8 protein-coding genes are annotated in these 13,228 nt (G+C 58.1%); 3 read left to right on the forward strand and 5 right to left on the reverse strand.

The annotated features are described in order from the left end of the window. Nucleotides 1–188 precede the first annotated feature (188 nt). The 5 genes from GIV35_RS09940 to GIV35_RS09960 are packed head-to-tail and all read right to left on the reverse strand — an operon-like array spanning nucleotide 189 to nucleotide 6,046. Entirely contained in the window at nucleotides 189–1,091 is a 903-nt protein-coding gene (locus GIV35_RS09940; RefSeq protein ID WP_236264377.1) for a hypothetical protein, read from the reverse strand. A gap of 26 nt (nucleotides 1,092–1,117) precedes the next feature. Continuing rightward, the gene (locus tag GIV35_RS09945; RefSeq protein ID WP_236264378.1) at nucleotides 1,118–2,314 is read right to left on the reverse strand and encodes a hypothetical protein; all 1,197 of its coding nucleotides are present in this window, start codon (nucleotides 2,312–2,314) and stop codon (nucleotides 1,118–1,120) included. Between the two features lie 3 nt (nucleotides 2,315–2,317). Then, nucleotides 2,318–2,674, reverse strand: a complete 357-nt coding sequence (locus GIV35_RS09950) for a DUF4150 domain-containing protein (RefSeq protein WP_213152712.1) — start codon at nucleotides 2,672–2,674, stop codon at nucleotides 2,318–2,320. A 1-nt stretch (nucleotide 2,675) separates the two neighbouring features. Next, complete coding sequence (locus GIV35_RS09955) at nucleotides 2,676–4,025, reverse strand: DUF2169 family type VI secretion system accessory protein (RefSeq protein WP_223023298.1); 1,350 nt, start codon at nucleotides 4,023–4,025, stop codon at nucleotides 2,676–2,678. An 8-nt stretch (nucleotides 4,026–4,033) separates the two neighbouring features. Continuing rightward, the gene (locus tag GIV35_RS09960) at nucleotides 4,034–6,046 is read right to left on the reverse strand and encodes a type VI secretion system Vgr family protein (protein ID WP_213152709.1); all 2,013 of its coding nucleotides are present in this window, start codon (nucleotides 6,044–6,046) and stop codon (nucleotides 4,034–4,036) included. 285 nt (nucleotides 6,047–6,331) lie between these two features. On the opposite strand from GIV35_RS09960, the gene GIV35_RS09965 reads away from it, so the two are divergent. From GIV35_RS09965 to GIV35_RS09975, 3 genes are all read left to right on the forward strand, one after another. After that, nucleotides 6,332–7,456, forward strand: a complete 1,125-nt coding sequence (locus GIV35_RS09965; RefSeq protein WP_105225831.1) for a polysaccharide deacetylase family protein — start codon at nucleotides 6,332–6,334, stop codon at nucleotides 7,454–7,456. A gap of 339 nt (nucleotides 7,457–7,795) precedes the next feature. Then, a complete protein-coding gene (locus tag GIV35_RS09970) occupies nucleotides 7,796–9,190 on the forward strand; it encodes a PhoH family protein (RefSeq protein WP_005785025.1) in 1,395 nt (464 codons plus the stop codon). A 294-nt stretch (nucleotides 9,191–9,484) separates the two neighbouring features. Next, nucleotides 9,485–13,213: an autotransporter domain-containing protein gene (locus GIV35_RS09975; protein WP_236264379.1), complete on the forward strand. Its 3,729-nt coding sequence runs from the start codon at nucleotides 9,485–9,487 to the stop codon at nucleotides 13,211–13,213. The last annotated feature ends 15 nt before the right edge of the window (nucleotides 13,214–13,228 follow it).

The raw sequence follows: 13,228 nt of genomic DNA on the forward strand, positions 1-13,228 counted from the left end.
GTAAAGGTAGATCTATTGCCTTTTTTTCAACGACAAGTGCAGCTCTTCCGAATATCTCCCTGCCACCCTGAGCTCCGGCTTGTTGATGCCTTTTTCAATAAGTACACCGCCTTTTAACGCATCGCCTGCAAAGGGAATAGCGGCAACTGCTTAGAGGCTAGCGTGCAAGGATTTCGTCCTTGCGGCTTTCAATTGTCAATAGGAAACTCTTTTTTGAATTTATCAATTACATTATTAAAGTGTTCATTATTTTGTTCGATGAGAGTAGCAGGTAGCTGAGCTAGTGGGTGTTGCATTAGCGGGTGATCAAAGCTTGATGGGTTTTTAAGGTTAGCCCACTCTCGAATTCTGAGAAATGCAAGAATTTCGTATGGGAAGAGCATACGTTCTTCATAATCAAATTCAAGCACGTTATCCTGTGGTGGCGTTCTTGCATTTGAAAGGTGAAAGTCCGCCATTGAAGAAATTAATACTTGTAAGAGTGCCTGGTCTGCAGTGTCCCAGTTGTTGAGGGCTTGCTGGTAAGGGGAGAGTTCTGGCGGGTACGAGTATGGTGATGTGTCTATGTCTTTGTTAGTGCTTTTTGCGTAGAGTTCTATCAGAAACCAGAAGTGGCGAAATAGCGTTCCTGCTTGATGTTTTTCATTGTTTTGGAGGTTTAGTAGCGGCGTATCTAGGCCCCTTCTTATTATGTTGAATCGTAGCGCGCATTGATTCTTCCAGCCCAAAATTGCTGCTAGGGAAAATGAAAGTGCCGACACGGCCGGGAGAACTGATCCGCCTTTTCCGCTATTGGCCAATGTTTCTTTTAGCTCAAGCATTTGGCCATAATAGAACGATGCATTTGCCAGTTCTCTAAAGTCATGATTGTTGTTAAGTGCAGTGCTTTCATAGTGAATTAGATGCCAGGTTGCTAAATTTTCGGCCTGATCTCCAAGAGTGTGCGCAATATCTTGCCCATTCAGATAGTCGGTAAATGCGCTTACCGGCTCATCTAGGAATAATTCTTTTGGTGTGGAGGTGCTGATCCAGTTGTATATCCATTTTCTGACTTTTTTATCAAGTTTAATTATGTTTGTAGTCGAATTCATTTGTTATACCCTTATTGCTTCTCTTGTTACCAAGTTGTAGGTTTTGCCGGTCGGTTGGGATGCTTGCTGCACCCTTTCTCTAGATCATCTATAAATACATCATACTTTTCGTATGTCGGAGGAAGTTTATTTTTTTTTGCATCTTGTAACCAGCCTTGTGCTTTTCGAGCATTGCGCATCGCGGCCGGAACTTTGCCGTAGTTACCGCTCCCTCTGGCAGCTTTCGCAAGTCGATCATTTGTAAAGCCTTCACCTCCTAGGCTCCTCTGAGCCTCGCTGAGACGACCTGGAGCGGTGCCGTCGGTGGTTTTGACCTCCCAAACTTTGACTTCTCCCGTCCTACTATTTCTTCCGATGAGGTCCACGCCGTGACCGGAGTTATTTTCAACACTGATCACCTCATCGAAACCATCCGCAATCATGTCCATAGATGCGAGCCATTCGCCGCATTTTCCTTTCTCTTTGCTATTTTTACGTGTTTTTACTTTTGCTCCGTTTTGTCCATCCTTAGCTTCTAGATCGCGTTTATATGCTGCCTCTTCCCTTGCTCTCTTTTCCGCCGCCTCTTTTGCCCTCTTTTCGACCGCTTCCTTCGTCTCTCTCTCAACAACCTCCTTACCCGTTTTGCCCGACGCTTCGGCCATCTTCGCACTGTATCGGGCGGCCTTGCCAGCGGCGCCCGCGTAGCCAACAAACGGGATTGCCGAGAGCAGCGAGAGACCTGCGCCTACGTAGTCCCCGCGAAAAAGGCTAATGATACCGCTCGCAATATCGGCCACTTCCCCGACCACGGGGATCAGACCCACCACATCCAAGCCCAGCTGGATGCCATCTAGGATCTGTTCTCCGGTGATGGCTTCTTCTTCGGTTTCAGCCTCAATCGGTGGATTGGCCTCGCTGACCGACACCTGAGCCGGCACCGTCTCACCCACCACCCGCCCAATGGTATTGCCACTCTTGAACGAACTGAACGGCGGCATCGTCGCCAATTCGGCGCGCAAGTAGCGTTTGCGCATTTCCTCGTATTCATACTCCTGCATTTCCCGGCTTTCGTGCAGTTCATTACCTTGTGCATCCCGCCCAAACAGGTCGACTTGCACGCCGCCGTTCTCGCCGAGCTGTAGCATCATTTCGTCCGGGCCGGCGATGCTGTCGGCAGGACGTCGGACGGGTACACTGACCGCATGCACCCGCACCGGTGCCAGGTTGATTGGTTCGGCCATGCGCTAAGCCCCATTCATCCAGAACTTGTCGTCATGGCGCACCACCAACTTGCCTTCGGCGCGTACGCTGCTGCTCTTCTCCAACGGGTAGCATTTGCCGCCGACGGTGTTGCTCTTGATACCTTTGGCGGCGCCGGCTCCATCTCCCTTGGTGGTCGGCACCAGGCTCTTGTCGAACACCACCACTGGCCTGCCGTTGGCACGTACCGATTTGGCCACGCCGGTAGCGGTTTTCAGCTCGGCAGTGACCGGGTAGGGCACCGGTGGTGTGGCGCTGCCCATCGGCGTCTTGCACACGTCGGGGACGATACTGACGACCTTCCATTTGCCTTGTTTGCGAGCGATGACGTTATCGGCCATGTCAGAGCGCCTCCTTTGCTGCGCGTTTGATCAGCGGTGCATTCGGATCCGTCTCGAAGCGTGCTTCCAATACGCGAATGCCCAGGTGATTGGGCAGGCTGATGCGGTGGGTCAGCGCCAAGGTCATGGCTTCGGTGTCGATGCGCAGGGTGTCGGTGAGCATGGGCAGCGGCAGCATGGCGCCTTTGTGCAGGCGCATTAGGACAAACGGGCGATGGCCGGGCAGTTCGACGCACAATGTGCCGGCGGGCGTAAGGCCAGGGGCGGTCAGGTTGAACAGTTCAAGACGAAACGCGGGCGGCGGAAATTCGATCTGTTGATCAACCGGCGCACCGTTCCAGTAGGCAAAGTCGAAATCCCGTGGCAAGCCCGGCCAGCGTTCCCGCTGCCAGTCCTCGTCATAGCTCCCGGCCAAGGGCAGGCGAGGCGCCCAGGCACGCCCAACCACGCCGAATCCAACCGGTTGGTTTTTGTAGCTGGCCGCGAGCTGCGCCATGCCACGGGCGTCCGGTTCATCCTCGGGGTGTTTGACCCGATCCAGACGCCACACCGGTTTGTCGATGGGCTCGATCTGTGGCGCGGGAAGTTCGCGCAGCGGCTTGTCCAGTTGATAGCCAAGGTCTTCTTGACGCTTGTCGATCCAGCCGCAGCCCAGTGGGTTGCTGTAGCAAACTTCGTTGAGCAGATAGGGCGGGGTGTTTTCATCAATCGCGTGCTCGGGATTAGGCACTACGCTGCTGCCACCGAAGGCATATTCCCAGCGCAGCGGAACACACGTTGCGGGCTGAGGCTCGGACAATTGCCAGCCGCCGAACAAGCTGTGACGGAAGTGGCGAGGGCCGGTGAATCTGAGTTGCTTGTCCAGCAAGTAATGGCGCCTCGGCGCGTCGGCCCGACGCTTAAAAGCTTCTTGCCGGGCGGCTTGCCATTCCATTAGCTGATACTCGGTCAGTCGTTCGCCGGGACTCAGCGGCGTCGGCAGGGGCACCTCGATGCTGGGCGGCGGCGCCAGCGGCGCACTGATGCGCAGCCCGGCGGTCCACTGCGTTGCTGGTTGGCCTTGTGGCGCATGAGCATGGCCCGCAACGATCACATCACAGCGTGGTTTGAATGGCGCCAGGTCGCTTTCCTCGCAGACGCTGCTTGCCCCTTCCTCGCCGTAGTAGCGATCAGCGGTGCATAGGGCCAACGGATCCTCATCCAGTACCTCGGCCCGAAACTGCCCCGGTTGGTCGTCAATGGGTATCAACCGATAGCCCACCTTCAAAACCAGCACCGGGTACTCTTGGTCGTCCATGCCCAGCGCACTGAAACACAGCGCATCAAAAGGCGTCAGATTGCGAAATTCCATGACGCCCCCTAGTTGATATCCACGTCTTTGCCGTTGATCTGCACCGCGCCGCTGGCGCTGAAATCGAAGGTGCGGCCATTGATCAGTACGGTGCCGTCGGATTTCATCACCAAGGTGGATTTGCCCACCGTGACCTTGAATTCATCCCCGGCGTCGATGGTGAATTTCTTGCCCACCGCCACCGATTTGTGGATGCCGACCTGCTCGCTTTGGCTCAGGCCCACGGTGGTGTTCATGGCCGCGCCAACGCTGGTTTGGTAGGCCGCGCCAATGGTCAGCGCCTTGGCCAAACCGATGGTTTCGGCTTTGGCCAGCTTGATGGTCTCTGCCTTGTTGCCACCGATGGTCACGCTGCGGTTGGCACCGATGCTGATGGTTTCGTTCTGGCCAACGTCCTCGGTGCGGTGGTCGCCGATGGAGATGGCTTCGTTGTGCTCGACTCGCTCCTTGCGATCATTGCCGACGAAAATACCGTTGTTGTTTTTGATGTGGACGTTCTTGTCCTTTTCGGCATGGATAAACACTTCCTGATGCCCGAGTTCATCCTCAAAACGCAGCTCATTGAAGCCTTCGCCTTTATGAGTTCGGCTTTTGATGGTCATCCGTGTCTTGTGCTTGGGCAGCTCATACGGTGGCAGGTTGGTTTGCCGGTATGCCCGACCGATAGCGATAGGCTGATCGGCATCGCCATCAAGGTAGCCGATGATCAGTTCCTGACCCACACGTGGGATGGCCATAGCGCCCCAAAGCTCTCCCGCCCAGCCTTGAGCCACACGAATCCAGCATGAGCTGTGATCGTTGTTTTTGTCCGAGCGATCCCACGGGAACTGCACTTTCACCCGGCCCCATTCATCGCAATAAATCTCTTCCCCTGGCGGCCCAACCACCGTGGCGATCTGCGGGCCGTCGATGCAGGGTTTGGCACGCAACGGCGCCTTCCAATCCGAGGTCCAGCGGATGGCGCTGGCGGTCATTTCATAAGAGCTGCCGTGGTCGCTGCCGAACGCCTCTTCCTCCAGGCTGGTGTGCTGTTTGCCTTCGTGGGTGATGGCGATGGGGCGCCAACGGTCGTTGAAGTCTTCGCGGGGATGCTCGTTGAGGTCGAACGCCAGCCCGGGTTGCAGGCGCGCGTCGTCACCGGCCAGGTGCGCCAGTTTGGCGTCATTGCGCAGGGCGGTGAGCCGAGTCTTGGTGAAGGGTTTGCCGGCGATGTCGCGTTTGTAGCGGCCGGGGTAGTCGTAGCGTTCGTAGTCCTTGTGCTGGTTTTTCAGCTCCTGGTCGCCGCTGGCGGTGTGCTGCTGGTTGTAGCGCGGGTGGGTGAAGGTGTAGTCGCGTTGTACCTGGCGGGCGGTGCGTACTTGTTCGGTGTAGTGAAAACGGGTCAAGGCCGGTTCTGTGGCATCGCCGCCGGCCATGGGTTGGTAGATCACGGGGCAATGTTTGTGGGTGCCGATGGTGCCCAGGCCGCCGACGCGGTCGGTGAGGACGAGGGTGTGGCCGTCGTCGCGGTGTTCGAAGGTGTAGAGCAGGCCTTCTTCGGCAGCGAGGCGGGCGATGAAATCGAGGTCGGTTTCGCCGGCTTGTACGCAGTATTCGCGACGTTGGTGATCGAAGCAGATTTCGCTGCGGATGTCGGTCAGTTTCTGCTCGGCAAGCACGTTGGTGATGATGTCGGGCACAGTCTGGCCCTGAAAGATGCGCCAGTTGGAGCGCAAGTCGAAACGCGCCAGGGTCGGTTCGATAACGGCGGTGTAGCGGGTGCGACGAAAACCGGTGTCGCCCTGAGTGAACAGGCTGACCAGGCCGTGTACGTAGCGCACCGGCATTTCGCCGCGCCAGATCGTGAACAGCCCTGCCAGGTCGAGCACGTTATTGAAGTCGATGGCGGCGTTGTGGCTGGCCAGTTCCAAGTGCAGTTTGAACGGTTGGGACAGGCCTTCTTCAAGCCTGAATGAAACCACTTCGAAGGCATCGCCTTTCAAGGGCTCGAACGTGAAGCGCATATCGCTTTGGCGGGGCATGGAGCTTCCTTTTTTCCTGTTGACCCGCCAATTGAAATTGCCGTCAGCCGGGACACGATGGGGAACATGCTGCTCGCAGAGCCGCAGATGGGCCGATCTTAGGAAGCCGTAAGCGAGCCCTTCAATAGCGTGGAGGGAATCAAGAGGTCTCTTACTTATTGGAGGAGCAATAGCTGTAGGACTTATCCGTCATGGCCGACCGGAGGCCCGTCGAACCTGGCCAATGCCATCTGGGCGGACGTGATCAGCTATAGTGGCCGACGACTCTGTAGAGGAAGACCCCGTGTGCGATTAGCGCTTTTATTGTCGGCTTGCCTGCTGTGCCTGAATGCCCAGGCCGCGCCGGTGGATGTCGCGAGCCTGGACCGTGGTACCTGGCCGGAAAAACTCGCCAGCCCGGCGCTGTTCGATGTGGCTTCGCGTGCGGAGATCCTGATGTTCGCCCACGGCCTGCTCGCCAGCGAAGCCCTGGACGACGCGGCGCTCAAGCAACGCCTGGGGCTGAAGATCATCAACCTGGCCGCCATCGATGACCTGCGTCGCCAGCTCTGGCAACGGCTGTTGGAGAACTACACATTCGCCCAGCAGAGCTGCGAAGAAGACGCCTCGTTCTGCTACCTGGTGGAAAACATGGACGACCTTCGCGAGCAGGCCGGCAAGTTCGAAGTCAGTGACAATTCTTTCTATATAGGCTGGGCCGCGCCCAGTCGGCACTTTCACGAACGCTATCTGGACGAGCTGCTGCGCAAGGCCGCGCTGTTTCCGCAGATCAGCAGTGAAGTGGCGCGCTTTGGCGATCATGAGCGCAACGGTGATGAACTCAATGACCGGATGTTTTTACTGACCTTCGACGGTGGCCCTGCACCTGTCAGCGGCAATACCGACTGGCTCACCGATTACCTGCGCAAGCAAAAGATGAACGCGACGTTCTTTGTCCTTGGCAGCAGCTTGCAAACACGCGTGGAGCGCAGTTCCGCCGCCGATGTGCAGGCGCTGTACCAAGGGCAGTGCGTGGGGCTTCAGGGCTGGCAGTACCGCTCCCACAGCCATTGGGTCGACTGGCAAAGCTCCATCACCCGCAGTGCCGGGCTGGTACAGAACCTGATGCCGGAAAACTATGTGCCCTTGTTCCGCCCACCGTATGGGCAGCGCCGCGCGGACAGCCAGGGATTCTTCCAGCAACAGGGTTTGCAGGTGGCGTTATGGGACATCGATTCCCAGGACGAGCCGGGCAAGCTCAAGGCTGATGAGTCGGCGCAACGGGTGCTGACGTTGATGCTGCTGTGGCGCAAAGGCGTGATCGTGTTTCACGACACCCAGGACAAGGCGCGGGTGGCATTGCCGATGGTGTTGCAGGCTACGGCGCAGAGTGGCTTGGGTTGGCAGGAGTGTCGCGAGGCATTTCGATGAAGTGCCCGGCTTTGCTGGGGATGGGGTGTTTTCGGGGCGATTTGCTGCGACATTTCGATGCAGGCGGACTTCCGACTTTAACGGGGTACATGGCACTCGGCTAGTGCTATTCGTCATCCTGAAAAATAAACTTCAAAAAAGCGTCAAAGTGCTTTTTCCTGTCATGGGTTTTGCGGTATTACGAAGTCAGACCGCCGAAACCTGCAGCACAGGTGGCGTCTTCCAAGACTCCTAATGTGGGCACTGCACTTGACGTCACTCAGGTGTGGTCGGTGGTCGAATCGAGGCGCAGCACCGCCCAGGTATTGCGTCGAATGGCTCCCACAAAGGTGACCGAGTATGGATGATCATGGACGTAACCCTTCTTCCGACCAGCCAATCCTTTATGTGCTTGATACCAACGTATTGATCCACGATCCAAACGCACTGCTGAACTTCGAAGAACACCACGTCGCCATCCCGATGATCGTGCTTGAGGAGCTCGACAAACTCAAAAGCGGCCACCACAGCGTTGCCGCCGAATGCCGCCAGGCCATCCGCCTGATCGACAAGACATTGGGCGAAGCCTCGCCCGAGGATGTTGAGGTCGGTGTGCCGATCCAGCGTGGCAAAAGCGGGCCCAAGGGCTTGCTGTCGATCCTGATGAGCAAGCGCAGCGAGCCCAACAGCCTGCTGCCGGAAAACCTGAACGACAACAAAATCATCAACCAATTGATCGACCTGCACGCCCGCGACAAGGACCTGCGCGTGGTGCTGGTGACCAAAGACATCAATATGCGCCTCAAGGCACGAGCATGTGGGATCGCTGCCGAGGACTACAGTACCGACCAGTTGGTCGACGACGTGTCGATGCTCTCGCGTGGTTATCACATGATGACCGGTTCGTTCTGGGACCGTGTCAGCAAGGTCGAGACCCGTCAGGACCACGGCCGCACCTGGCATCAGGTACAGTTGATCGACAACCTGCCGGCCGTGCATATCAATGAGTTCATTGTCGATGAACAGGGCTTCGTGGGCTGGATCAAAGAGATCCAGGTCGACAAGCTGCTGATCCTCGACCTGCATCAGGAACCCCTGTTGCACCAGGAAGCCTGGGGCCTGAAACCGCGTGATATCTACCAGAGCCTGGCGCTCTACGCGCTGCTTGACCCGGACATCCACTTGGTCAACCTGACCGGCGCCGCAGGTTCGGGCAAAACCATCCTCGCCCTGGCCGCCGCCATCGAGCAGACCATGGTGACCAAACGCTATCGCCGCATCATCGCCACCCGCAGCGTGCAGGGCCTGGACCAGGAAATCGGTTTCCTGCCCGGTACCGAGGCGGAAAAAATGGAGCCGTGGCTGGGGGCGATTACCGACAACCTCGAAGCCTTGCACATGGATGACGAAAACACCCATGGCAGCGTCGACTACATCCTCAGCAAAGTGCCGTTGCAGTTCAAATCCCTCAACTACATCAGAGGTCGCAGCTTCCAGCAAAGCCTGATTCTGATTGATGAATGCCAGAACCTTACGCCGCACCAGATGAAAACCATCATCACCCGTGCCGGCGCCGGTTCCAAAGTGGTGTGCCTGGGCAACCTGGCGCAGATCGACACCCCTTACCTGTCCGCGACCAGCTCCGGGCTGACTTACCTGACGGAACGCTTCAAGGACTTCCCGAACGGCGTGCACATTGCGCTGCAAGGGGTACCACGTTCGATCCTGGCTGAATACGCCGAGTCCCACCTGTAACTACGCTGAAACCGCTGCGAAAAACCCCGGATTTTTCACGAAATCCGGGGTTTTTGTTCTGTGCGAGATTTGCCTGCGTTAACGCATCCTGGGTGCTTGTGATCTCTGTAATCATTTTGTTACATTTTTTCTGCGGTAAATACAATAAGAACACTGCTTGACCCCGTCGGAATACCACCTCCTTGAATCGACGAACGTTTAGAAAACCTGTCCAGGGTTTTCACCGTGACCCTGCCTATTACAAAGCCCGAAACACCGCTCATTGATGACGCACATATACAAAGGGAAAGGAAAATGGACGTAGCAGGTAATCGCTTCACTGTGGCACAACGCAATCGCACCCCTCGTTTCAAGACCATACCCCTTACATCCATAGCACTCGGCCTGGCCTTATGGCTGGGCCACGGCTCCATGGCCAATGCAGACGACAATCCTTACACCTCGCAGGTATTGGAATCGGCGTTCAGGAAAGCCGTCGCCTTATTCGGCCCTGATACCGCCGTGTACAAAAACCTCAGGTTTGCCTACGCGGATATCGTCGATCTCGCGGCCAAGGATTTCGCTGCCCAGTCCGGCAAGTTCGATTCGGCCCTCAAGCAAAACTACGAGCTGCAACCCGAAAACCTGACCATCGGCGCCATGCTCGGCGACACCCGACGGCCACTGGACTACGCTTCGCGCCTGGATTACTACCGCAGCCAGCTGTTCAACAACAGCGGCCGTTACACCACCAATATCCTCGACTTCTCCAAGGCCATTATCGCCAACTTGCCGGCCGCCAAGCCTTACACCTACGTAGAGCCGGGCGTGAGCAGCAACCTGAGCGGGCAATTGAACGCTGGTCTTTCCTGGGCGGGCGTAACCCGTGACTGGAGTGCCAACGCGCAAACCTGGAAGACGCCGGAGGCCCAGGTCAACTCCGGCCTGGACCGCACCAACGCGTATTACGCCTATGCCTTGGGCATCACCGGCAAGGGGGTCAATGTTGGCGTGCTGGACTCAGGCATCCTCACCGAACACTCCGAGTTCCAGGGCAAGAATGCCCAGGGCCAGGACCGGGTGCAGGCGGTGACCTCCACGGGCGAGTACTACGCCACCCATCCTCGCTACCGCCTTGAAGTGCCCAGCGGCGAGTTCAAGCAGGGTGAGCCTTTCAGTATTCCAGGGGAATACGACCCGGCGTTCAACGACGGGCATGGCACGGAAATGTCCGGGGTGCTGGCCGCCAGCCGCAACGGCACCGGTATGCACGGCATTGCCTTCGACGCCAATCTGTTTGTCGCCAACACCGGCGGCAGCGACAACGACCGCTACCTAGGCTCCAACGACCTCGACTACAACGCGTTCATGGCCAGCTACAACGCCCTGGCGGCGAAGAACGTGGCGATTGTCAATCAGAGCTGGGGGCAGAGCTCGCGCGATGATGTGGAGAACCACTTCGGTAACGTCGGCGACAGCGCCGCGCAAAACCTGCGTGACATGACCGCCGCCTATCGCCCGTTCTGGGACAAGGCTCATGCAGGGCAAAAAACCTGGATGGACGCCATGGCCGACGCGGCCCGTCAGAACACCTTTATCCAGATCATCTCGGCGGGCAACGACAGCCACGGAGCCAACCCCTACACCAACGCGAACCTGCCGTTTTTCAAACCGGATATCGAAGGCAAGTTCCTTTCGATCACGGGCTATGACGAGACCAGCGCCCAGGTCTATAACCGCTGCGGTACGTCCAAGTGGTGGTGCGTGATGGGCGTGTCGGGCATTCCGTCTGCCGGCCCCGAGGGCGAACTCATCCCGAATGCAAACGGCACCTCGGCCGCCGCGCCGAGCGTCTCCGGGGCCTTGGCGCTAGTGATGCAACGCTTCCCCTATATGACGCCCAGCCAGGCGCGGGACGTGTTGCTGACCACCTCCAGCCTGCAAGCGCCGGATGGCCCGGACACGCCGGTTGGCGAACTGACTGGAGGCCGCACCTACGACAACCTGCAACCGGTGCACGATGCCGCGCCGGGTGTCCCACAAGTACCAGGTGTGGTCAGTGGCTGGGGCTTGCCCAACCTGCAAAAAGCCATGCAAGGGCCGGGGCAGTTCCTCGGGGCTGTGGCAGTGGCGTTGCCCAGCGGTACCCGCGATATCTGGGCCAACCCGATTTCCGATGAAGCCATTCGCGCCCGCCGCGTAGAAGGCGCTGCCGAACAGGCGACCTGGGCTGCCACCAAACAGCAAAAAGGCTGGCTCAATGGCCTGCCCGCCAATGCCTCGGCCGATGATCAGTTCGAATACGAGATCGGTCATGCCAGGGAGCAGGCGATGCTCACCCGTGGCCAGGACGTGCTCACTGGCAGCACCTATGTGGGTAGCCTGGTCAAGTCCGGGGATGGCGAGCTGGTATTGGAAGGCCAGAACACTTATTCAGGCAGTACCTGGGTTCGCGGTGGCAAATTGTCGGTGGACGGTGCGTTGACCTCTGCCGTGACGGTGGATGGTAGTGCCGTGGGCACGCGTAATGTGGACAATGGCGTAATGACCACAGTGGGCGGCACCCTGGCCGGCACCGGCACGGTGGGCGCCTTAACCGTCAACAATGGCGGGCGCGTGGCACCAGGGCATTCGATTGGCACACTGCGTACTGGCGACGTGGCCTTCAATCCTGGCTCGGTGTATGCCGTCGAAGTCGGTACCAGTGGCCGCAGCGACCAAATCCAGAGCAGCGGTGTTGCAACCCTCAATGGCGGTGTGGTGACCGTGTCTTTAGAGAACAGCCCAAACCTGCTGTCCGCCACTGAGGCGCGTAGCTTGTTGGGCCAGCAGTTCAACATCCTCAGCGCCAGCCAGGGTATCAATGGCCAGTTTGCGGCGTTCGCGCCCAACTACCTGTTCATCGGCACGCAACTCGCTTACCAACCGAACCAACTGACCCTTGCGATAGCACGCAACCAGACCACCTTCGCCAGCGTCGCGCAAACCCGCAACGAACGGGCTGTGGCGACGGCGGCCGAGAAGCTGGGCGCCGGCAGTCCGGTTTACGAAAGCCTGTTGGCTTCCGATTCCGCTGCCCAGGCTCGGGATGCATTCAAGCGATTGTCGGGGCAGCTGCATTCTGATGTTGCAGCGGCGCAAATGGCCGACAGTCGATACCTTCGCGAAGCGGTCAATGCTCGTTTGCAACAGGCCCAGGCACTGGATTCCAGCGCGCAGATCGATAGCCATGACAACGGCGGCTGGGTGCAGCTGCTCGGTGGGCGCAATAACGTCAGCGGTGACAACAACGCCAGTGGCTATTCCTCGTCCACCAGTGGGGTGTTGCTGGGGCTGGATACCGAGGTCAGCGACGGCTGGCGCGTGGGGGCGGCGACCGGTTATACCCAGAGCCACCTGAATGGCCAGTCGGCTTCGGCGGACAGCGACAACTATCACCTGTCGGTGTATGGCGGTAAGCGCTTCGAGGCGATTGCCTTGCGCCTGGGCGGCGCTACCACCTGGCACCGTCTGGATACTTCGCGGCGGGTTGCTTACGCCAACCAGTCGGACTATGCCAAGGCCGATTACAATGCACGCACCGACCAAGTGTTTGCCGAGATCGGCTACACCCAGTGGACCCCATTCGAACCCTTCGCCAACCTCACATACCTGAACTATCAGAGCGACTCGTTCAAGGAAAAAGGCGGTGCTGCAGCCTTGCATGCCAGCAAGCAAAGCCAGGACGCGACACTTTCTACGGTGGGCCTGCGTGCGCATACGCAGTTGCCAGTCAGCTCCACCTTGGCAGTGACGTTGCGCGGTGAGCTGGGTTGGGAGCATCAGTTCGGTGATACCGATCGCGAAGCCTCGCTGAAGTTTGCCGGCAGCGACACTGCTTTTGCCGTTAATAGCGTGCCCGTCGCCCGGGATGGCGCGGTGATCAAGGCCAGTGCGGAAATGGCCTTGACCAAAGACACCCTGGTGTCGCTGAACTACAGCGGCTTGCTGTCCAACCGCGGTAACAACAACGGGATCAACGCCGGGTTTACCTTCCGTTTCTAACCCTGCACTGGTGCC

The sequence above is a fragment of the Pseudomonas sp. PA-1-6B genome, from assembly GCF_021609545.1.
In the GTDB taxonomy this organism is placed as follows: domain Bacteria; phylum Pseudomonadota; class Gammaproteobacteria; order Pseudomonadales; family Pseudomonadaceae; genus Aquipseudomonas; species Aquipseudomonas fluorescens_BV.

Bases quoted from the DNA above. Each gene is read 5' to 3' on its own strand.
- GIV35_RS09940 (WP_236264377.1), bottom strand. From the start codon at position 1,091: ATGAATTCGACTACAAACATAATTAAACTTGATAAAAAAGTCAGAAAA.
- GIV35_RS09945 (WP_236264378.1), bottom strand. From the start codon at position 2,314: ATGGCCGAACCAATCAACCTGGCACCGGTGCGGGTGCATGCGGTCAGT.
- GIV35_RS09950 (WP_213152712.1), bottom strand. From the start codon at position 2,674: ATGGCCGATAACGTCATCGCTCGCAAACAAGGCAAATGGAAGGTCGTC.
- GIV35_RS09955 (WP_223023298.1), bottom strand. From the start codon at position 4,025: ATGGAATTTCGCAATCTGACGCCTTTTGATGCGCTGTGTTTCAGTGCG.
- GIV35_RS09960 (WP_213152709.1), bottom strand. From the start codon at position 6,046: ATGCCCCGCCAAAGCGATATGCGCTTCACGTTCGAGCCCTTGAAAGGC.
- GIV35_RS09970 (WP_005785025.1), top strand. From the start codon at position 7,796: ATGGATGATCATGGACGTAACCCTTCTTCCGACCAGCCAATCCTTTAT.
- GIV35_RS09975 (WP_236264379.1), top strand. From the start codon at position 9,485: ATGGACGTAGCAGGTAATCGCTTCACTGTGGCACAACGCAATCGCACC.